Source organism: Catalinimonas alkaloidigena (assembly GCF_029504655.1).
In the GTDB taxonomy this organism is placed as follows: domain Bacteria; phylum Bacteroidota; class Bacteroidia; order Cytophagales; family Cyclobacteriaceae; genus Catalinimonas; species Catalinimonas alkaloidigena.
The window spans coordinates 2,154,234-2,175,937 of the sequence record NZ_JAQFIL010000001.1 but is presented as its reverse complement, the minus strand read 5'-3'; the positions used below and the strand labels follow the sequence as shown (position 1 = coordinate 2,175,937).

Annotated in this window: 14 protein-coding genes; 7 read left to right on the top strand and 7 right to left on the bottom strand. The window is 43.2% G+C overall.

Annotated features, from left to right (window positions below; all coding sequences use genetic code 11):
- Nucleotides 1-69 precede the first annotated feature (69 nt).
- Complete coding sequence (locus OKW21_RS08965; RefSeq protein WP_277479078.1) at nucleotides 70-537, top strand: 3-oxoacyl-ACP synthase; 468 nt, start codon at nucleotides 70-72, stop codon at nucleotides 535-537.
- 91 nt (nucleotides 538-628) lie between these two features.
- Entirely contained in the window at nucleotides 629-1,876 is a 1,248-nt protein-coding gene (locus OKW21_RS08960) for an MFS transporter (RefSeq protein WP_277479077.1), read from the top strand.
- 104 nt (nucleotides 1,877-1,980) lie between these two features.
- Here OKW21_RS08960 and OKW21_RS08955 read toward each other — a convergent pair whose 3' ends face one another.
- Nucleotides 1,981-2,268 (bottom strand): GNAT family N-acetyltransferase, encoded by a 288-nt coding sequence (locus tag OKW21_RS08955; protein WP_277479076.1) that lies wholly within the window; start codon nucleotides 2,266-2,268, stop codon nucleotides 1,981-1,983.
- 275 nt (nucleotides 2,269-2,543) lie between these two features.
- Here OKW21_RS08955 and OKW21_RS08950 point away from each other — a divergent pair, with 275 nt between their 5' ends.
- The 4 genes from OKW21_RS08950 to OKW21_RS08935 all read left to right on the top strand — a co-directional run bounded on the left by OKW21_RS08950 (nucleotide 2,544) and on the right by OKW21_RS08935 (nucleotide 7,004).
- Nucleotides 2,544-3,152, top strand: coding sequence for a phosphoribosyltransferase (locus tag OKW21_RS08950; RefSeq protein WP_277479075.1), 609 nt, complete (start codon nucleotides 2,544-2,546; stop codon nucleotides 3,150-3,152).
- Nucleotides 3,153-3,172: 20 nt separating this feature from the next.
- Nucleotides 3,173-3,817 carry a dienelactone hydrolase family protein gene (locus OKW21_RS08945; RefSeq protein ID WP_277479074.1) on the top strand — a complete coding sequence of 215 codons (645 nt, stop codon included), beginning with the start codon at nucleotides 3,173-3,175 and terminating at the stop codon, nucleotides 3,815-3,817.
- A gap of 194 nt (nucleotides 3,818-4,011) precedes the next feature.
- Complete coding sequence (locus tag OKW21_RS08940) at nucleotides 4,012-4,350, top strand: PadR family transcriptional regulator (protein WP_277479073.1); 339 nt, start codon at nucleotides 4,012-4,014, stop codon at nucleotides 4,348-4,350.
- A complete protein-coding gene (locus OKW21_RS08935; protein ID WP_277479072.1) occupies nucleotides 4,347-7,004 on the top strand; it encodes an ABC transporter permease in 2,658 nt (885 codons plus the stop codon). Before OKW21_RS08940 ends, OKW21_RS08935 begins: the two co-directional genes overlap by 4 nt.
- Before the next feature lie 42 nt (nucleotides 7,005-7,046).
- Here the strand turns inward: OKW21_RS08935 and OKW21_RS08930 are convergent, their stop codons facing one another.
- Entirely contained in the window at nucleotides 7,047-10,730 is a 3,684-nt protein-coding gene (locus OKW21_RS08930) for a Kelch repeat-containing protein (RefSeq protein WP_277479071.1), read from the bottom strand.
- 404 nt (nucleotides 10,731-11,134) lie between these two features.
- On the opposite strand from OKW21_RS08930, the gene OKW21_RS08925 reads away from it, so the two are divergent.
- Entirely contained in the window at nucleotides 11,135-11,347 is a 213-nt protein-coding gene (locus tag OKW21_RS08925; RefSeq protein ID WP_277479070.1) for a hypothetical protein, read from the top strand.
- 216 nt (nucleotides 11,348-11,563) lie between these two features.
- On the opposite strand, the gene OKW21_RS08920 is transcribed toward OKW21_RS08925, so the two are convergent.
- The 5 genes from OKW21_RS08920 to OKW21_RS08900 form a co-directional block, all read right to left on the bottom strand.
- On the bottom strand, nucleotides 11,564-13,234 hold the full coding sequence (locus tag OKW21_RS08920; protein ID WP_277479069.1) for an FAD-dependent oxidoreductase: 1,671 nt from the start codon (nucleotides 13,232-13,234) through the stop codon (nucleotides 11,564-11,566).
- On the bottom strand, nucleotides 13,234-14,934 hold the full coding sequence (locus tag OKW21_RS08915; RefSeq protein WP_277479068.1) for an FAD-dependent oxidoreductase: 1,701 nt from the start codon (nucleotides 14,932-14,934) through the stop codon (nucleotides 13,234-13,236). Before OKW21_RS08915 ends, OKW21_RS08920 begins: the two co-directional genes overlap by 1 nt.
- Before the next feature lie 90 nt (nucleotides 14,935-15,024).
- Entirely contained in the window at nucleotides 15,025-16,557 is a 1,533-nt protein-coding gene (locus tag OKW21_RS08910; RefSeq protein ID WP_277479067.1) for a sulfatase family protein, read from the bottom strand.
- A 93-nt stretch (nucleotides 16,558-16,650) separates the two neighbouring features.
- Nucleotides 16,651-18,141: a RagB/SusD family nutrient uptake outer membrane protein gene (locus OKW21_RS08905; RefSeq protein ID WP_277479066.1), complete on the bottom strand. Its 1,491-nt coding sequence runs from the start codon at nucleotides 18,139-18,141 to the stop codon at nucleotides 16,651-16,653.
- Nucleotides 18,142-18,170: 29 nt separating this feature from the next.
- The gene (locus OKW21_RS08900) at nucleotides 18,171-21,620 is read right to left on the bottom strand and encodes a SusC/RagA family TonB-linked outer membrane protein (protein ID WP_277479065.1); all 3,450 of its coding nucleotides are present in this window, start codon (nucleotides 21,618-21,620) and stop codon (nucleotides 18,171-18,173) included.
- Between the last annotated feature and the right edge of the window lie 84 nt (nucleotides 21,621-21,704).

Genomic DNA, 21,704 nt, shown 5'->3' with positions numbered 1-21,704 from the left:
TTTGATGAGCATAATTATATACTTTTGTCAGGGTTAAAGCATGTAGCACATTATTTCACTTCCATATCCATGAATCAGCAAAAAGCCACACTCCTTAAGCAAAAGCTCCATCAGGCTTGCGAAGACAGTTTAGAAAAGCGACTGAGAGACATCAAAACAGCCCTGAAAGAGGCACAGGATGCCGCCAATCAGGAAACCAAGAGCAGCGCAGGGGACAAGCATGAGACCGGCAGGGCGATGATGCAACTGGAAACTGAAAAGCTCAGCCGACAAATGCATGAAGTATTAAATGAGCAGCAAAGCCTGCAGATGATTCGTACCGATCAGCCAAAACAGTCGGTAGACAGAGGAGCACTGGTGGTTACCAATCATCTGAAGCTGTATATTGCCATCAGTGCCGGACGTTTACTTCTGGAAGGCGAGGAATACTTTGCTATCTCTATCGATACTCCTCTGGGATTAGCACTGAAAGGAAAAAAAGCAGGAGAAACAGGGGGTTTTCAAAACAAAACGCATGAAATATTGCAAATATTTTAATTAAAGAGCATTTTTAGGAACTTTAAGCCAGCTTAGCTGCTTATTTATTTTTTTCAACTGTTTTACCAAAGGCCAAACCACAAAAGAGCTTATGAATTACATCCGCCTGGCACGTAGCTATCCTGATTATCTAGGCTACGGCATGCTGCACTATTTTTTCTCCTGCATGGGCCAGACTTTCTTGATCAGTACGTTTGTACCCTACTTTGTGGATAGCCTGTCAGTAACCAACAGCTCTTTCAGTCTGATATATGGTCTGGCTACGGTATGCAGTGCGATGATACTCCCCTTTGCCGGTAAGCTTATTGATCAGTTTCGCCTGCGCAACCTCAGTGTGATCACAGGAATAGGTTTATCCCTTGCCTGCCTTCTCACTTCTTTCTCTGCTAATACTCTGATTCTCTTTTTTGGAATGCTAGTCCTGCGCTTCTTTGGTCAGGGCATGATGGTATTGATTGGCTCTACTTCTATCGCTCGTTATTTTGACCTCACCCGGGGTAAAGCTTTATCCCTCTCCAGCATGGGCTTGCCTATCGCAGAGTCCTTCATGCCGGTAGTCATCATTTATCTGATACAAAGCTTTGGCTGGCCTTCTACCTGGCAAATTCTCGCAGCAGCTACGCTGATCATATTTGTGCCCACGGCTATAATGCTGGTCAAAAGTAACAACCCTTTTCAGTATGTGCCTCAGAAGACTGATCCTGCGCAGCAAAAAAGAACGACGGACGAACCAGCCGTTCAAAATGCTACCCGCAAAGAGGTCTTGCGTGACTGGAAGTTTTATATGTTGGTTCCCGGCCTGATCTTTTTGCCTCTCTTTATTACCGGCATCTTTATTCATCAGAATTTACTGGCTGAAGCCAAAGGTTGGACCATGCAGTGGATGGCCAGTTGTTTTGTAGGCTTTGGAATAGCCCGGATCAGCACCAATTTTATTGCCGGAAGCCTGATAGACAGTTTTTCTTCCCGCAATGTCTTTATTTTTTATCTTCTGCCCATTGCTCTGGGACTGGGGACTTTATTACTGGGCAATCATCCCTGGCTGGCGATGATTTATATGATACTGGCGGGCATAACGGCTAGTTTAAGTGGCCTTACCAGTGCTTCATTGTGGGCTGAGATATACGGTGTACGTCATCTGGGTGCTATCAAAAGCATGACCACTACCCTGATGGTGCTTGCCTCGGCCGTTGGGCCAGTCATTATAGGTTTTGGTATGGAAAGAAACCCCAATGCTACTTTAATCGCCTCCATTGCAGCCATCGGCTTGATTACCAGCATGAGTTGGGTAGCCATTCGTGCAACCGAAAGCCAGAAAAAGCAGGTAGCAAAAGCCTAGGGATTTGTGCTCGTATTCACCAACAGTCTTAAGAATTGATTCTTTAAAAGTGATGAGTATGAAATTACATTACTGAATTTGCTCAGCTAGCATACTAACTAATGTCATTTCAATACGTCCTGATATGAGGGATTCTTCCTAAAAACTGAGTTAGCAAAAGGGCATAGTGGCATAATTTTTTTCTTATTTTCTCTTGCCCAGCTTACTGCTGCTTCTACAAGAGCCTCTCCCGTTCCTGTACCTCTCAGAGCGTCATCTACTTCGGTATGATCTATGATGATCATGGCATCTCCTGCTTTGGAATACGTCATCTCTGCCACTCGACTTGCCTCCTTTTCAATATAAAAGCTCCCTTTACTCTCTTTTTCTTCCTGTTTAATAGCGTGCTGCATACTTTTTGGTTTTCATTATTTAAATTCTCAAGCTTTGTAAGCCAAAAACAAAAGGCCCTATTCAGCTAAAAAAAAGCATATCTCAAAAATTATTAAGCACTGATTTATCGCCACTGTACATCTCAAATAGTTGCCTTTGGAATGTTAATGTAGCGCATTTTCTCAATCCCTTCTGACCTATTGCAAAAAATAGTAAACTTAAGCCCTTTCTTGCTTGTATAATAATGTACAGAGTAAAACATTTTTTAAACTAGTTGACGATAATTTTTTGGAAAATGATTAATAACCGTGAAGAAGCCGCTATTGATTTAGGTCAAAAGTTGAAGCACCTACCGAAGGATAAACTTATTGTATTAGGTATTCCTCGGGGAGGGGTGCTTATGGCCAAGATTATAGCTGATCAGCTTTCAGTGCCTTTTGATGTGGTTATGACAAAAAAAATTGGTCATCCCAGAAATCCTGAACTGGCAGTGGGTGCTGTGAGTATGGATAGTGAGGTTGCCATTAGCAAGCTTAGCATCCCTGAAAAATACTTCAACGAAAAAGCTGAAGAGACAAGAAGGCTTCTTCGTGAACGTTATGAGAAATATACAGGTAAGAAGGATTGCCTTGCCTGGGGAGGATATACAGTCATATTGGTAGATGACGGAATCGCTACAGGAAATACAATGATGGCTACGATCAAACTGTTAAGAAAACAAAAGCCTGATAAAATTGTAGTAGCTGTCCCTGTGGCACCTCCGGAAAGCGTAAAGAAAATCAGTGAAGCGGTAGATGAATGTGTTGTATTAGAATGTCCAGAAAATTTTTCGGCAATAAGTCAGTTTTATGAGGAATTTCATCAGGTAAATGATGAAGAGGTTATTTCAATATTAAACTCGTAATTTTTTAAAGTATTCATATTATGGAAAAGTCAGTTTCATTTAACGATAGTATAAATATCAGTTCGCAAAACAGAGTACTTTCCGGCAAGCTCCTGATTCCCGAAGAGAGTCAGGCCATCATTCTTTTTGTAGACGAACATGGAAAAGCAACACAGGACAAACGATTTCTTAAGATCGCGGAAAGGTTTCAAAATTATGGCTTTGCTACTTTATTCGTAGACTTGCTTACAGCGGATGAGGCTGATTCCCCTGCTGAAGCCATGGATATCTACAAACAGGCTGAGCGAATTACTGATATAAGAAACTGGGCAGGAGAAAATCCCCAAACGGAACATCTGAGCATCGGCTTATTAAGTTATGGTAGTGGGACAGCCGCTGCCCTTGAAGCAGTAGTTAATGTAGAAAATAAAATCAATGCATTAGTGTCTTTAGGTGGACGTCCGGATCTGGCTTTTGATGCGCTGAAGAAGATAGATATACCGCTCTTGTTTATTTGTGGCGATATGGACAATGCAAATGTCGTCCAGCATGAAAAATCATTGCCACACTTCAACACTTCATCAAAAATGGAAGTCATTCGTGATGCGGGTAAAGGCTTTGAAACGGAGTCTGCTCTAGAAAAAGTAATCGGCCTCAGTAAGGAATGGTTCATTAGACACCTTTAAATAAGGCTTAGGAATTATGTTGCTCAACAATAGCATTATCAATAGATGATGCTATTTTTTTGTATCAGATAAAGGCACGAAAAATATCAATATTTATCAATACTACAATTAGGAAATTGACTCATTGTTTTCTTTATTACAATACTACAAACAAGAGATTGATAATTGACTTAAGACTAACGATAATTATCTGAATGAAAACATATCCAATGGGTGAATTTGAAGAGATCGTTTTACTTACTGTTGGGGTGCTCTATGATGAGGCTTATGGCGGAGCGATCAAGGATGCGATAGAAGAAAAGGCACAACGAAATGTGAGTGTGGGAGCATTACAGGCAGCCTTAAAAAGAATGGAAAAAAAGGGATATCTGGAATCACGTGAGGGTGAATTCAATGCACAGCGAGGAGGCAAGCCCAAACGATATTATACCATTACCGCCTTTGGCAAACAGGCTTTACAGAAAAACAAAGACATACGCCTGAAGCTATGGAGGGCAATCCCCAAAATCGCGTTTGACTTCAAATATACATGATCAAACGCTTTGCCCAACGCCTCTTCCGATGGTTCTGCCATCCTGATTACTATGATGAAATTGTAGGAGATCTGGAAGAGATGTATCAGCGAAATAAAGATGAAGAGCTTCGTTTTGTGCAATGGAAATATTTTTTTCAGGTAATTGGACTTTTTCGTCCTTCACTTATTCGCTCTTTCCCTCACATATACTTAACCCAACCTGCCATGTTCCGACACTACTTTAACATAAGCACCCGTGTTCTGCTTCGGCATAAATTCTACTCTGCCATCAACATTCTCGGGCTAGCGGTAGGCATGGGAGTTGCCCTGTTGATCTATCAGTACATTCATTTTGAGTTGAGCTATGACAAGTTTCATGAGGATGCGGAAAATATTTACCGCCTTACGCAAACTACCATTCGGAATGGAGAGAATTTAGGTACAGGCGTTTACACCACATATGGACTTGGTCCAACGGCAAAAGCAGAAATTCCGGGAGTAGAAACTTTTGTGCGTGTCTACCCTGATGATATAGGCATGACAGTCATCAATCCTGAAAGTGATGAAAAATATCAGGAACAGGAAGGTAGGATATGGTACGTAGACAGTGCTTTTCTGGAAATGTTCAGCTTTCCTCTCAAGCAAGGCCTGGCAAAAACCTCCCTCAATGAGCAACACAATATTCTGCTCACCGAAGCAATGGCAATCAAATATTTTGGCGACAGCAATCCCCTAGGAAAAACGATAGAGATCAGTGCCGGAGTATTGAGCGGAAGTTTTACTGTGAGTGGTGTGCTGGAAGCTTTACCCGCCAACACTCATCTACAGTTTGATTTTCTTTTGCCCATTGATTATCTACTTAGCCGTTACGGCCCCTTCAAAAATCATGATGATGGCTGGGACTGGGAGCGTTTTGTGACTTATATACAAACTAATGATGAAGTTCAAGCAGACAATCTCAATGAAAAGCTTGACCAGCTTGTTAGCCGTCATGTGGGCGAGGGCTTGTCAAAATCTGATTCTTACTGGAAAATCGGACTTCAGCCACTCACTGATATCCACCTGAGATCAAATTTTCCCAAAGACCTGGCGAGCAGTCCGGGTAACATACAAAATGTGCGCTTTTTTGCTATGATTGGGCTTTTCATCCTCATGATGGCCTGGGTCAATTACATTAATCTCTCAACGGCACATGCCATGCAAAGAGCCAAAGAAGTTGGCGTGCGCAAAACTATTGGCGCATTGAAAAATCAGTTAATCAGTCAGTTTATGGTGGAATCATGTATGATCAACCTGACCGCCGGAACAATAGCTATTGGGATTGCCTATTTTTCTTTGCCTGTGCTTAATAACATCATTGGAATTGAGCTTACTTTCAATGTATTGCAAATCCCGGAATTTTGGGCTGCTTTTTTTCTGATCATCCTTTTTGGAACATTACTCTCCGGCATTTACCCGTCTTTTGTGTTGCCTTCTTTTAACCCACTCAAGGTACTCAAATTCATCACCATCAGTCCGGGAAGAGGCTTTAGTCTGAGAAAAGGGTTGATTGCCTTTCAATTTCTGATGTCCGTATTGCTCATTTCAGGCACCTATCTGGTGTACCAGCAAATCACTTTTATGAAGGATCAGGATCTGGGTTTTGAACTGGAAAGAATTTTGATAGTAAATGGACCTCGCGTAGCCATCCAGGATGGACAAGAGGCTTTGATATCACTGTTTGAAACTTTTGAAACAGAAGTGCTACAGCATCATACTATTACTTCTATCAGCGGCACCAGTCACATTCCCGGCAGAGGATACATGGGGGGCTGGAACGCCCGAAAATTGGGTGAGCCAGAAAGTGCTGCCAAAGAAGGAATGGTAATTTTTACAGATTCCTATATCACTGACACTTATGATATGAAGTACCTTGCTAAAAGAGAATTGCCTGCTGAAATATCTAATTATGAGTGGCTCATCCTCAATGAAGAAGCTGTAAAAACTTACGGATTAGGTTCACCTGAAGAAGCACTTAATAAGCATCTTCTGGTTTTTGGTGATACCTTGAAAATATTAGGGATAGTTGAAAATATACATTGGAGTTCGCTCAAAACTACTCATTTACCAATCTTATTTACAGTGGATAGATATTATGGTGCTTATTTTTCTATCAAAATGAATATGTCGGATATTGATGAAAGTATTGCTCACATTGAAGACGCTTATCAGCAGATTTATCCAGACGACCCTTTTCAATACTTTTTCTTAGATGATGCCTTTAACCGACAGTATCAGGCGGATCTTCAGTTTAGGAATCTGTTCTCAGCCTTTTCAGCACTCGCAATCTTCATTGCCTGCATTGGGCTGTTCGCACTTGTCTCCTACTCTGCCACTTTGCGCATTAAGGAAATTGGTATCCGTAAAGTGCTGGGAGCTGGTGTAGGACATCTGATGATACTCTTGTCTCGTGAGTACCTGATACTACTGCTGATCGCCATTGGACTTGCTGTTCCGGCTATCATCATCGGAGGGAAAGCCTGGCTTGAGAATTATGCTTACAAAGTTGGCCTGGGCATTGACTTATTTCTCATTCCCGGACTGATACTTTTACTTATCTCATTTTTAACGGTAAGCTACAAAACATTTGCAAGCGCCAGAGCCAATCCGGTAGAGGCCCTGAAAAGCGAATAACGTCTACCCGGTTGTTTCCAAGCAGACGTTATTCAACTAAATTTACCTTTTGATGAACCTTATCATTTGTGGAGGCTCATTCCTGTTTTCGGTAATGCGAAGTATGTAGATACCCTGCGCCAAAGGCATTTCTGAAAAATCTAAGGTGAGCTGTGTATTTGTAGCTCTCGTCACCCTTACATGTTCCATAACCGTTTTACCTGCCTGGTCAAGCAAAGTAACACTCACCGTCTTTCCAAATTCTTTTGTACTATGCACGTTCAAATAAGGGCTCTCTTCCATAGCGTTGGGAAATATATTGATAGAGGTTAACTCTGCTTCTTGGTTTGTACCTCCTCCACAATTGGTAGCAGACTCTCCAAATCCGTTGGGAACATTTCCATCGGTGCTTATAAGAAGCTTGTCTAGGTCTGTACCATCTTCCCGATAAGCAATATCCAGCGTATGAGAACTACCGGCGCTGAAATTCGGTGGTAATACATCTATAGTACGCCAGGCAAAGACTGCGGTACGCGGGCCAATATTCCACTGAAACCAATTCCCTCCGTCTATTCGTACCCAGAAGGAATCATCACTTCCCGAAGGAGCACGTACACGGGCATGCACCTGATATGTTCCTGCCTCTTCTGCCGTAAAAGTAAAGCTGACATGACTGTTGCTGGCATCTGGTGCTGAGCCGTGGCTGTTCAGTCCGGGGCGAATGGTCACATAACTACCCCCTGAAGCTTCACCCGAAGCTTCTTCATTCCAGTTTGAACCAAGTACACCACATTCTGCCTCCAGCCATATTTCACTACCACCTACGCTGGCTGGGTTAACTGTTACCGTAACCTCATCCGTATCAGTAGCTCCCTGGTTATCAGTCACTGTGAGTGTGCAAATAGTTGTGCCTACCGGAACATTAATACTGGCTGTAATTCCCATTGCTACCTCTGTACCATTCACATGCCAGCTATAACTAGTTATGGTGCCATCATTATCAAAAGACTCACTTGCGTCCAGAGTCACATTTTCACTTCCATTTCCATCGCTGTCTGTGACAGTAATATCACCTCCCGCATTTGCCGTTGGTGCCTGGTTGCTTCCACCACCACAATTGGTAGCGGCTTCACCCGTGCCTGTCGGGGTACCTCCATCTGCACTTATATGAAGTTTGTCTAGGTCTGTACCATCTTCCCGATAAGCAATATCCAGCGTATGAGAACTTCCGGCGCTGAAATCCGGTGATAAAACATCTACGGTACGCCAGGCAAAGACTGCGGTACGCGGGCCAATATTCCACTGAGACCAATTCCCTCCGTCTATTCTTACCCAGAAGGAATCATCACTTCCTGTAGGAGCACGTACACGGGCATGCATCTGATATGTTCCTGCCTCTTCTACTGTAAAAGAAAAGCTGACATGACTGTTGCTGGCATTTGGTGCTGAGCCATGGCTGTTCAGTCCGGGGCGAATGGTCACATAATTCCCTCCGGAGGCTTCACCCGAAGCTTCTTCATTCCAGTTTGAACCAAGTACACCACATTCTGCTTCCAGCCATATGCCCTGAGCAGTGTTGGGAGATTCAACTGAGACATTCATAGTAGTCTCGCTTTTCAAGCCTTCAGCATCGGCTACGGAAAGTTTAACTGTATAATCTCCTGCTTCTTCATAAGTATGACTGACGGTCTCTCCATTTCCTGCGTTTCCATCACCAAAATCCCAGCTGTAACTTACTATTCCCTGATCATCATAGGAGTCACTTGCGTCAAAATTCACGCTCAGCGGAGCTTGTCCTGACTCAGGATCTGCGGTGAACTGCGCGCTGGGAGCCTTATTTCCTGAGTTTCCATCACAGTTACTGGCATCATCACCTATCCCTCCCGGGGTGAAGCCACTCTGGTTCAAATGCAGCTTATCCAGTTGGGCGCCATTTTCACGATAAGCTATATCTATGATATTATTACCTGCGTTTAACGATAATGGGCTACCCACCACCTCATTCCAGTTAAAACTACTACCCGTGGTGATGTTTTGCCACCACTGCACCCAGCTTCCTCCATTGACGCGAATGTAAAAGGAGTCGTCTCCACTGGAAGGCGCTCTTAATCTGGCAAACATATGATAATCACCGCCATCTTCCAGAGAAAAACTAAACCTTACCCGATTAGCCGCTATGTCGGAAGGGGGGCTATAGCTGTTCAGGTTGGGTACTACCACATAGCTTCCACCTGATGCTTCTTCATCAGATACTTCTTTCCAGTTGCTTCCTACCTCCCCACACTCAGCTTCCAGCCAGACTCCCTCCTGGGTTGTAGGAGGGCCAATGGTAGCCTGATAAGTGGTTGAAGAATTTCTCCCTGTTGAGTAATAAAGAACCCCATTGACTACGCCCGCTATACCGGAAGAGCGTACGGTAGGCATATCAGAGTATCTTGTCCATTCGTCGGTAGCGGGGTCATAAGCCATCACAGATTTTGAGTATGGCCCTAAGAATTTATATTCACCTCCCAGCACAAAAATTTTACCGTCATACACAAATGTAGAGTTGGTGATATGACCTTTACCAGGGCTTAGGTTACTGGGAACCTCCTCAATATCCGGAAGGTCTGTGACTTTTGTCCAGATACCTGTTGCCGGATCAAACCTATGTACATCGTCTTGTGTGGTCAGGTCACCATCCTGCTCATGCTGACCACCTACGACATACAATTTCCCGTCTACCACAGCTGACCCCAGGTGATTCCGGGGATTGGGCATGGGGCTGGCGGTAAGGTTCGTCCATCCGCCATTCATATTGTTCAAATCAAGCACAAAGAGGTCCCCCTGATCTTCAGTACGGGCTACATTGGTACCACCAAAATAATAAAGCTTACCATCTATATACTCCAGGCCTCCGGCTGACCTGGCGATGGGCAGATCGGGCAGGCGCTCGTAAGTATCACTGGCAACGAGATATTTGTAAACGTACTTGGTACCGAAGATTTGACCGTTGCCATTAGCATTGGCAGCATAGCCTCCGGCAAAATATATGTCGGTACCATCGGTAGTAAATCCGGCATGTGTCACCCCACCATGTGCGGAATTAGGATGCATTTTAGGCATGGGGCTGAGTAATGTCCATGCTTCAGTTTGAGGATCATACACATAAGCTCTTTCGGTGGGGGTATAAGCCGGCCTTTTTTCAATATCAAAACCGCTGAATGAATATAATTTGCCATTCACAATTTCAGACTGGCCTTCGCTGTTTCCAAGCGGTTGGGGCGTCCCCGCTGACCAGGACAAACCCTGGCTCAATGAAGGCTGAACTATGGCGTCATCAATATTGATCTGTACATCAGCTGTTGCTTTATCTCCCTGCGAATTGCTTACTTCTATGGTGAGAATAACCGGTCCTACAACCGCTAGCAGATAGGTCGGATCATTGACAGTGATAGTTCCATTATTATCTATATCAAACAAAGCTAAAGCATTCACTGGAGCATCATTAGGAGGTACACCTGTGCTTAAAGCTTCAGCCTCAATGATTGCAAACTGCGAAATTCCCTCTGCATCTGTGGCGGCAACAGTACCCACCACTGTGCCGGTGGGGCTACCTTCCACAACATTAAATTCCTGACCAGCATTTATCGTCGGAACAAATAAATATTCGGAGGCTGATTTTGATTCAGGTTCTGCATAGCTAGAAAGTGGGCAATGAACCAGGGCAAGCAAAATGCCACAGGTAAAAAGTAGAGCTGTTCTCATTCTTTAAAAGTTTTAAGTTGTATAGCAATCTCTATTAAAAAAATCCAAATATCTTCAGAGCCTTATATCACACTTGGTAAAGTAATATTTCAAACTCAAAAGTTTAATTTAAAAAAGTATCCTCATAACTATTTTAGCTTGCTTGATGAAATAGTTATTAATCAGAGTAAATTAAGCAAATAAATGAAGTATTGTTAAAAATATTAACAATAATTCTCTCATAAAATTAGCGCTGATACGATGTGTCTGTATAGTTTTTAGCGGTACTGTTTGTAGCTTAAAAGCTATCTTTTTACGATCTGAATATTGCTTTTTTCATGCGCTAAAATGAGTCAATTATATATATGTCCCGGATGTTAGAAAGCTGATATCCAGGTAAAAATCTTTTACCGTATTAATTTACAATGCCTGATGACACTTCCTTTTTTATCCAGGATTCTGCAATACTGAATCTGAGTAGCCTTATTCTGTTTCTCAATGATCAAATAAGTACCGGATGGGTTGAGGTGAACTTTGTAGCTGTTAATTACCTCTTCATCACTGGCTGTTGCTCCATGCTGATCAGTAGCGGTTACCCATTAACAGACCTTCATCCTGATCCATTTCTCAACCCATAAGTTTTTATCTATAAGGAGGGGATATATGAAAAGCCTGTAACCTCTCTTTACAGATCATCTGCTGCTTGTCCATGCCGCTTCCATGAATAGCATCCTAATGTCCCTGCTTAATTTTATTTCTATTTGTTAAAAAAAAGCCAAACTCTTTTTCAAGAATTTGGCCTCTCATAAATACGCGGTTTGATTTACTTTGAACTTCTACCGGCAGAAAACTACTTACCCCTCATGTTTCAATCGCTGCTGGTCTTCTTCCAATGTATTTTTTAAAGCATTATAGTCTATTTCCTGTACTGGCACGTCCGCATCTATTGCCTGCGCGGCAGCAGTTGCAGCAGACTGGCCCAGCACCATGAATACTGGTTCCATACGAATGGAGCCAAAAGCAATATGGCTGGCAGATAAACAGACCGGCACCAGCAGATTGGTAGCTTCTTCCTGCTTGGGAATGATGGAGCGATAAGAAATTGGATAAGGTGGAAAACCACCAACTTCCACATTCCCTTCATTTTTTACCTGAAAATCTCCGTTTTCACCAGTCACGATTCGCTGGCAGTTATGCGAATCCATGGTATAGGCTGCCAAACCTACCGGATCATCAATTTCTTCTTCGCCAACGCAGTTGGCCTGGGTCATCACATATTCACCGATTAACCTGCGGGCTTCCCGCACATAGAGCTGTGGCGACCAGTTGCCATTTTCCTGATACTCATCTTTAGGGTATCCCCACTGACTTACTTCTTCCTGCAGTACAGCGGGAACACGAGGGTCAGTGGCGTAAAAATAGAGTAAGCCTTTGGTATAATCCTCATGTGCTTTGATGATGGAATCACGCTCGGCATAGGTGGCTTCAGGATAGTCATGGCTCCAGTTGATCATATCAGTGGAGAAGCCTCCCCGGTTGTTAATATCCGTTTTGTCATTGGGCATCAGGCTCCAGATAAAGTACTGGTTGATACGCCTCATATCGGGCTGTGCTTCAAAAAGACGAGCCAGCAACTCATAGTGGCTGCTATCATAATTTTCAGGCTTGGTGACAGGAATCCTGTTTTCCTCATCATTGGTCAGGCAGATGCGGAAATTGTAGGCTTGTACCAGATCGTCACCACTTCCCTGCGCTGCCAGCGATGCATCGCTGATGCCCCAAAGCAAGCCACTATCCGGATCCCCGGGAGTGACATAGGGATCAACGCCATCCGGAAATTGATGCCCTTCCAGCATCTGGACTCCATTATAAGTCTCTCCGTACATGCTGTTTGGCTCACGTCCTACATAATAACTCAGTCCGGCAGCAGCCATCAGATCGCCTTCATAAGTAGCGTCAATAAACATTTTTCCGCTGTAAGTCGTCCCGTCTTCCATTTCAATGGCAGTAATGCGGGCACCTTCTTTAGTCACGCCATCTTCCCGGTTCAGCTTTTTGCCTTTTACCAGCTCAATATTTTCAGCTGCGATCATTTCTTCATACACATCAAGGGCCGCCGAAGGCTCAAAAGTCCACATGGCATTTTCTCCTTCCTCGGTGCGGGTTTGTCCGCCGTCCTGATAAGCCTGCCTGTCCTGCCATTCCCAGTTTGCCGGGTCCTCGTAATACTTGCGGATGTTCTGGTAAAACTCTCGGGAAATACCTCCAATGGCACTTTTATTTCCGATATCGGTTTGTCCCAAACCACCGGTAGTCATTCCTCCTATTCTTAAGTATGGCTCAATTAAAATGACCGATTTATCCATGCGGGAAGCCTGAATAGCGGCAGCTATACCTCCGGAAGTAGCCCCATAGATGACAATATCATAAGTTTGAGCAGTGTTCTCCTGCGCTTTCTGAGGTGTATTACAGGCTAGCGTAAGTACACCTAATAAGGAAAGAAAAAATATTTTGACCAATTTCATTATTTACTGGCAAGTTGACTGTCTTCTAAAGTAAGCTTTTGTTCGTCCTCTAATAACTGCTTTTTCAGTATTTCATAGTCCAGCTCCTGCACCGCTACCTCATTCTCCAGTGCCAGTACTGCCGCAGCAGCTGCGCTCTGACCCAAAATCATAAACACAGGCTCCATACGAATAGAACCAAAAGCAATATGAGAGCTGGAAACACAAACAGGTACCAGCAGGTTTTCACACTCTTCTTTCTTAGGTACTAATGACTCATAGGCAATGCTGTATGGCTCAGGAGGCTTTACGCCTATATCTCCTTCATTCTGTACATAGCCTTCTTCAGTTATATAACGTTGGGTATTATGTGAATCTAAAGCATATGAGCCCATACCTACAGGTTTAGGGACTTCCTTTTTTATTAACACATCTTGCTCGCTCATTACGTAAGCACCCTGCATTCTTCTGGCTTCCCGCACATAGATTTGATGCGGCCAGTTGCCATTATCAGTAAACTCATCTTTAGCAAGACCCCATTGGCTCATTTCTTCCCTTACATCTTCAGGCACATTTTCATTATTGGCCAGGTAGTACATTAAGCCTTTTTGGTAATCTTCATGCTCTTTGATAATTTCTTTTCTTCTTTCGTATGAAGCCTCAGGATAATCGTAGTTCATACCAATAAAGTCCGTACTAAAGGGACCATGATTGTTAGTATCTGTTTTACGATTAGGGATGGCATCAAACTTATTGAATGTTTCGTTCCAGCCCGCATCATATACTCTGGCCAGTAATTCGTAGTTGGCCGGATCATAACCTTCAGGCTGGGGGAAAGGAACTCTATTATCAGGATGGTTGGATAAGCACATACGAAAGCAATATGCCTGTATTTTGTCATCGCCTGAGCCTTTTTCACCGGGAGCCTCAGAAGAGATATAAGGCAGCAGGCCAGAAGTAGAATCACCGGGAACTACATAAGGATCTATGTCAGACTTAAAATGATGTCCATGATGAAAGACGTTTGTCTGCACGCCATTCCATTCTTCATCATACATACTGTTTGCTTCTCTACCTACATGATAGCTTACATCAGCTTCTGCCATTAGGTCGCCCTCGTAGGTAGCGTCAATAAACATATCGCCCTGAAATAGTTTTCCGCTCAGGGTTTCAAAGCTGGTAATTCTTCCAGTCTCTTTAGTTACCCCTCCTTCACGGTTGAGCCATTCATCACGATAAACCTGAATGTCATACTCTTTTACAAAATCTTCAAATACTTTTTCAGCTACGTGCGGCTCGAAAATCCACATGGTTCTGTTTTCACCATCAATGGCTGGCGTACCCTGACCTACATTTCCATACTCTTCTTTCTTCTGCCACTTCCAGCTGTCCTCTTTCTGGTACTCCTGGTAAACTCTGTGATAAAACTCACGGGATAACCCCCCTATCACCTCTTTTTTACCGGTATCAGTAAATCCCAGGCCACCCGAAGACAAACCTCCCAGATGGGTATCCGGTGAAACCATAATTACTGATTTGCCCATACGAGCTACCTGTACCGCTGCTGTTACTGCCGCAGACGTACCACCATAAACGATGACGTCTGCATTGTAAGTTTCACCTTTTTCCTCCTGTTTTTCTGCGGTAGGGCTATTGCAGGCATATAATGCCGTTATGAATAGTGCAAAACATAAGATTTGCTTAAGTGCTGAGTGTATCATACTTAGGAAGTGATTTAGTAGTGCTTATAAAGATAATAAAGATATAATGATTGAGCAGTATGGTCATCGTAAGAGTAGCAGGTTATTTTTTTAACGATTGCTATTCTGGCTTCTGATAATTTCGCCAAGTCGTTCTTCAAGTTGTTTTGCTAGTGCTGACTGTTCTTTGTATAAGTTGTTAGCTTCTGATATATCTTCCGACAAATTGTAAAGCTCTCCTTTCGTATTTTGCTTAGAGCGGGTTTTGAACCTACCATCTCCAATATATTTCCAGTCTCCTGACCGGAGGCCCAGTGTACCATCGCTGGCTTGAATTACTACCTCTTTTCTAAGTTGTTTTTTTTCTCCTTTCAGCACGGGCAATAGATCATAACTATCCACTGCCTGATCTGATGACAAAGGGTATTCAATAATAGCTGCCAGTGTAGCGATTACATCATTGAGAGCAAAAAGCTCGGAGCTTACCGCACCTTCAGGAAACTGACCGGGCCAGCGAGCGATTACAGGTGTTCTTACCCCACCTTCCCAGGGGGTCCATTTGGTGCCTCTGAGTTTACCATTCGGCTGATGGGCGTCTTTGTCTTCAACTTCTCCTTTGTTATCTGCCGGGCTATTGCTGGCAGAAGTCATATCCATTTTTTTGCTGGTACCTTTAAACTGTGAGCCATTGTCACTGGCAAATATGATAATGGTATTGTCGGAAAGATCCAGATCATCCAGTTGCTTCAAGACCTTACCTACATAGTGATCCAACTCATGCACATAGTCTCCATATAAACCGGCTGGTGTTTTGCCTCTGAACTCCTGACTAACTGATAAGGGTATATGCGGCACATAGGGCGCATAATAAAGAAAGAAAGGCTTGTCCTGCTCACTTTTTGCGTAATCTTCCAGGTATGAGATAGAATGCTCAGTAATGTAGGGCAGGTAATCTTCTAAGGGTATTTCTTTAATGTGATCTTTATTTGGGGTAGACTCAATGGTGTACAAATCGTGTCCGATAGCTCCCATAATTTCGTTATCGTCCAGTATCCAGCATTCACTGGCACAGCTAAAACCTAACCAACGGTCAAAGCCATGATCCAGTGGACCATCGTGTACCGGTTTGCTCAGATCTAAGTTTGCTCCATTATTTTCTGCCTTAAACTTACCGTAGCCAGCAGGTTTTTCTCCGTCCAGGGTAGGAAATGATGTACCCAGATGCCATTTGCCAAAACCTGCCGTATGATAACCTGCCTGCTGAAGCATCTCGGGTAAAGTAAGCTGGCTGGATTCTATCATGGAAGGTTCATAGTTGGCCATCACCCCTTTTTTCTTTCTGCTTCTCCAGGGGTAGGTACCCGTCATGAGGGCATAGCGAGAGGGTGAACATACAGATACCGGGCAATAGGCATCGGTAAGGCGAATACCTTCTGAGGCCAGTTGATCCAGATTGGGGGTAGGCACTAAAGATTCATCATTGAATGATTGCAAATCGCCATACCCCATGTCATCTGCTAAAATGATCAGCACATTGGGCTTAGAACTTTTCTGTGCTTTGGAAGGTAAGTGTATGCAAAAAATCAGGATAAGTGCTGTCAGCCATCCTAAAGATGGTGCTTTTAGCTTCAGAAAGTTGTTCATGCAAATCATATTTTCAGAAATCTTAATCAGAAAAAATGAAAATCAGGCAGTATGCGCTGTTGCAGACATATTGCCTGATTTTATATTATTGGATTACCATCCGGGATTCTGGTTATCCTGACTCATGGCTTCATTATTGTCAATCTCTTCTGCCGGGATAGGCCATTTCAGGTGTCTTTCCTCAATATTGGCTTTTATGGCCCCTGCATTACCAATTACTTCCAGCGCTTTACCAGTACGCAGCAGGTCATACCATCTTTTACCCTCCATCACAAACTCCTTAGCTCTCTCCAGCAATAGTTCTTCCTGAAACTGCTCAGCATTTAAGCCTGCTGCAAAGTCTATCTCAGCATCAGCGGTATTCAGGTCTCTGCCATGTGCTCTTCTTCTGATTTGGTTAGCAGCCTCGTAAGCAGCAGCGGTAGGTGCGCCATTGGCCAAAGTTTCAGCTTCCGCATAAATTAAAAGAATTTCTGCATAGCGAAGTACCGGAAAGTCATTGCTGGGAAACTCAGACTCAGTGTCTCTGAACTTCTTAAAGAGCATAGGAATTTCAGGACTCAGGTACTTCTCATCCTCCGGGCCGTTATACAACCAGTCTTTTGCTCTGAGGTCAGTGCCATCCAGCTCATCTACCCATCCGCCTAACCAGGAGTCCAGATTACCGTACCAGGCATGTGCATTTCTTCCTACCGAATAGCCTGAGCCTGAACGATGCATTAACCAAAGAGGCTGAAAGTCATAATTGTCAATATTATCGTGCTTTAAAGAAAATATCTCCTCTGAATGCGTAAGTACACTCGGGCCAAAGATTTGCTGAAAATCTTCAGGCACTTCAACCTCTACCAGGCTGAACTCATTGGAGTCCATGATTTCTTTAGCTTTAGCAGCTGCCTCACTCCACTGTCCACGGGTAAGATAGACTTTAGCCAGCAGTCCACTTGCCGCCCATTTGGTAGCTCTGCCTATTTCTGAAGCAGAGTAACTTGCCGGCAGATTCTGCTCTCCAAATTGTAAATCTTCTATAATCAGATCATATACTTCTGATTCGGGAGAACGACCAATGGCAAAGTCCTGTGTCTCTGGAGTGACACGTATCGGCACATCGCCGAACAGACGTACCAGGTGGAAATAGGCGAGTGCTCTTAAAAATTTGGATTCACCTATCAAACGATTTTTGAGCTCTTCATCTACATTTTCAATATCATTGCCTTCCAGCTCATAAATAACGGTATTGGCACGATTGATCACATTATAGCCTCCTCGCCAGATATTACCTATACGAATAACACTGGTAGCATCCAGCTGATAGGTTCCGGCAGGTGACTGGCTCCCTCTGCCGTAAATATAGTCAGAAAACATTTCCAGATTGCCTAACAGCCACCACCCATAAAGGTTCTGTCCCTTGAGTGGGCTATAAACACCAGTGGTAGCTGCTATTGCTCCCTCTCTGGAAGTAAATATAGTTTCTTTAGAAAGAAAGGTTCGCGGGTCTTCCTGCAGAAGTTCTTCTCCGCATGAAGACAATAGTACTGTCAGCAGAAACACTGAGCAGAGCTTATATATATCAGTATGTATTTTCATGGTCATTGAAGTTTTGTAAGCCTTATTCATCAAAGCCCTATTTTTAAACCTAGTGTAATCGTTCTTGCTGCCGGATATGTTCTCTGGTCAATACCAATTCTCAGATCACCAGTGCCAAAGTTGTTCACGTCAGGGGTATACCAGCTGTAACCTGTAATTGTAATCAGATTCTGAGCGCTTAAATAAACACTGGCAGAACTCAATGCAGATATATTAAGTCTGGAGACAGGCAGGCTGTAATTTAGCATGATGTTCTGAACACGAAGGTAACTTGCATCTTCCAGGTACCAGTCAGATGGCTCCTGATTCAGCCCGGAGGTAGACTTAGGATATGGAGCATTGGGATCAGGGTTTTGAGGTGTCCATCTTTCATAGAATACCTCCTTAAGCTGGTTGGCACCTCTGTGGAATGAATTCATAAATAGGTACCTGTTGTTATTCCAAAGAGTTTTGCCTAATTCTCCCTGTAATGACACACGTAATGAAAGGTTCTTATAACTTACATTAGTAGACATACCATAGAACAGGTCGGCATAAGGGCTTCCCAAAATAACACGATCTTCTCCATTAACCTCTCCATCACCATTATCATCCACATAATTGAACATACCATCTTCGGTAAGGCCATCCGTTTTTAACCCGTAGAATGCGCCAAGAGGCTCTCCTTCGCGTACAATATTAGCAGAACCGTTAATGTCTACTGCTCTCACAATAATGTCCTGACCACCAGCAGTTTCTGTAACAGTATTACTATTATGAGAAGCATTTACACTCAGATCCCAGTTCAGGTTGGTTCCTCTGATCAGGTCCGCGCCGATTTGTAGCTCTACCCCTTCATTACGTGTTGATCCAATATTCTGAATACTAGAAGTAAAACCAGAAGTAGGCGGTATGTTAACTATTGCCAGGAGGTCATCCGTATTTTTTACATAGTAGTCAGCATTAAGCCACAGACGATGTTCCCACAATCCTAACTCCAGGCCTACGTTGAATTCACGCGTGGTTTCCCATTTTAAGTCGGGATTACCAAGGTTAGTGGCAGCAAAGCCAGTAGCTGGTGCTTCACCAAAAGTCATATTAACATCTTGGAACTGTTGTAGCGTCTGGTAAGGCGTAATAGCCTGGTTACCGGAGAAGCCGTAGCTGGTTCTTAATTTCAGATTAGAAATCTGGCTGAAGTTATCCCTGATGAAATTTTCATCAGAAGCTCTCCAGGCAAAGGCACCAGAAGGAAAATACCCCCATTTATTATTCTCTCCAAATCTTGAAGAACCATCCGCTCTACCAGAAATTGTAAACAAATATTTATCGTTAAGCGAGTAGTTTACTCTAGCCAGCCATGAAATTAGAGTCCAGTCAGAATATTCGGTTTCGGGAGCAGAAAAGGACTCTCCGGCACCTAGTATTTCATTTTGCAAGTCGTCATTTACAAAGCCGCTAGATGAACTTACTAGTGATTCTCTGGCTTCTGTTTGCCAGGTAAATCCTGCTGTTATGTTTAAATTATCATTCTCGCCGATCTGCTTGTCATAGTTTATGGTATTCTCATTCAGGAAAGAAGTATTTGAAAAGTACCCTTTAGTCCCGTTACCCGAGGGAAGGCCGGCTTCCAGTATACGTGGCGTGTACAGGTCTCTTTTTGTTCCCACATGGTCCACTCCTAACAACACATTAAAATTAAGCCCTTCCATCAGCTCATAACTACCAGTTACATTACCAAGTACACGGTCAAACCTTCTTTTATTCAGTTGCTCTACCGCTTCAGCTACAGGGTTGTCACTGGTACTTGGGCTAAAAGGAAACTGTTTGAGCGTAGGGCCACTTACATAAGTTCCGTCTTCGTATTTTACAGGGAAAAATGGAGGAGCTTGGAGCGCGCTTTGTAAGATGCTGTTGTCACTTACCTCATTGTTTACTGAACGTGAAATAAACAAACGAGACGATAAGTTGAATTTATCAGTCAGTTCCTGATCTAAGTTCATCCGTAAAGATCCTCTCTTGAAGTCAGACCCTATGATAATTCCTTCTTCGTCAAAGTAGTTACCAGACACTGAGAACTTTGTTTTTTCATTACCACCGGAAAACCTCAGGGTATGGTTTTGAATGATACCTGAACGGAAGATTTCATCCTGCCAATCCGTATTTATATTAGCCAGGGTATCTATTTCGTTAAAGATAGGATCAAGTCCATCATTAATATTACGATCATTGGCAATTTGGGCAAACTCACGACTATTCAGCATTTCCAGCTGCCTGGTAATCTCTCTGACACCCATTGAGGTCTCAAACTCTATAAGGTTTTTTCCACTTTTACCTTGCTTGGTAGTGATCAGGATTACCCCATTGCTACCACGAGAACCGTAAATAGAGGTGGCAGATGCATCTTTAAGCACTTCTATTGAAGCAATATCTCCTGAGTTGAGCGTAGAGAGCAAATTAGTACTTCCTTCTGTGCTCGCCTGAATTGGCACTCCATCTATTACATACAGAGGGTCGTTGCTACCCAGTACAGAACTATTACCACGGATACGTACCAGCATATTTCCTCCGGGTGCGCCGCTACCAGAAGTAATGTTTACACCAGCTACTTTTCCCTGCAAGCCCTGGGTGATGTTAGAGATGGGTTCTCCTTCAAATTCGCTAGCTTCTACCGAGCTGATTGCACCGGTTACATCTCTTTTATCTTGCGTACCGTACCCGATTACCACTACTTCCGACAAAGACTGAATATCCGGTAACATCTGAACATTGATTACCGAACGTCCGCCAATTTCTACTTCTTCCGAAGAATAGCCCACTGAAGAAAACACTAAAGTGCTGGCATCGTCGCTAACTGTTAACCTATAGTTTCCGCTAATATCAGTAACTGTACCTTTACTTGTATTTTTCACCACGATATTAACTCCAGGTATTCCTTCGTTATTTTCGTCGGTTACTTTACCGGAAATCGTCTGCTCTAATACCTTGATCTGAGCGTTTAGCTGAGGGGAAATTTGCTGTACTGCTAAGTTATCAGGCTTGCCGCTTTCTTCTGCCTGAGAATCAATGATTTTCTGGATCAGGTTGTTAGCTTCTTCCTTATCTTTTATACGCTGAATGATGTAGTAATTATCGTACACCTTTTCGTAAGTTAGCTGATAAGGCTTCAGTACTTCAGCCAGACGTTCCTCTAAACTTTTATTCTGCTTTTCTTCACTGGCTTCAGCACCTACTGACTCCAGAACCACTTTGTCATCTACCAGTCCACTTTCATAGACAAATTTTATCTGATAGGTGTCGCCAAGCTCATTTAAAAATTCAGAAAGCTTTTTGGATCGTTGTTCACTCGGATTATTATTTTTGAAAGTGCTAAAAGCAAGGTTTTGCGCTTCCAGACTGTTGGATACAAAAATCATATATCCCAAGCTGAGTAAACACAACATACTTAGCCATTTGCTCCTCCCGGATTGGGGAGGTTTGTTTTTAGGTTTGATTTGCATAGTTTTAGAATTAATTAAACACAGTATATCCCTAAACTACCAATCTGACTATTCACCCTGGCATGTCTACTATGTTCGCTTTGA

Excerpts from the sequence above, each read along its gene's own strand:
- OKW21_RS08965 (WP_277479078.1), top strand. The coding sequence starts at position 70 with ATGAATCAGCAAAAAGCCACACTCCTTAAGCAAAAGCTCCATCAGGCT.
- OKW21_RS08960 (WP_277479077.1), top strand. The coding sequence starts at position 629 with ATGAATTACATCCGCCTGGCACGTAGCTATCCTGATTATCTAGGCTAC.
- OKW21_RS08955 (WP_277479076.1), bottom strand. The coding sequence starts at position 2,268 with ATGCAGCACGCTATTAAACAGGAAGAAAAAGAGAGTAAAGGGAGCTTT.
- OKW21_RS08950 (WP_277479075.1), top strand. The coding sequence starts at position 2,544 with ATGATTAATAACCGTGAAGAAGCCGCTATTGATTTAGGTCAAAAGTTG.
- OKW21_RS08945 (WP_277479074.1), top strand. The coding sequence starts at position 3,173 with ATGGAAAAGTCAGTTTCATTTAACGATAGTATAAATATCAGTTCGCAA.
- OKW21_RS08940 (WP_277479073.1), top strand. The coding sequence starts at position 4,012 with ATGAAAACATATCCAATGGGTGAATTTGAAGAGATCGTTTTACTTACT.
- OKW21_RS08935 (WP_277479072.1), top strand. The coding sequence starts at position 4,347 with ATGATCAAACGCTTTGCCCAACGCCTCTTCCGATGGTTCTGCCATCCT.
- OKW21_RS08930 (WP_277479071.1), bottom strand. The coding sequence starts at position 10,730 with ATGAGAACAGCTCTACTTTTTACCTGTGGCATTTTGCTTGCCCTGGTT.
- OKW21_RS08925 (WP_277479070.1), top strand. The coding sequence starts at position 11,135 with ATGCCTGATGACACTTCCTTTTTTATCCAGGATTCTGCAATACTGAAT.
- OKW21_RS08920 (WP_277479069.1), bottom strand. The coding sequence starts at position 13,234 with ATGAAATTGGTCAAAATATTTTTTCTTTCCTTATTAGGTGTACTTACG.
- OKW21_RS08915 (WP_277479068.1), bottom strand. The coding sequence starts at position 14,934 with ATGATACACTCAGCACTTAAGCAAATCTTATGTTTTGCACTATTCATA.
- OKW21_RS08910 (WP_277479067.1), bottom strand. The coding sequence starts at position 16,557 with ATGAACAACTTTCTGAAGCTAAAAGCACCATCTTTAGGATGGCTGACA.
- OKW21_RS08905 (WP_277479066.1), bottom strand. The coding sequence starts at position 18,141 with ATGAAAATACATACTGATATATATAAGCTCTGCTCAGTGTTTCTGCTG.
- OKW21_RS08900 (WP_277479065.1), bottom strand. The coding sequence starts at position 21,620 with ATGCAAATCAAACCTAAAAACAAACCTCCCCAATCCGGGAGGAGCAAA.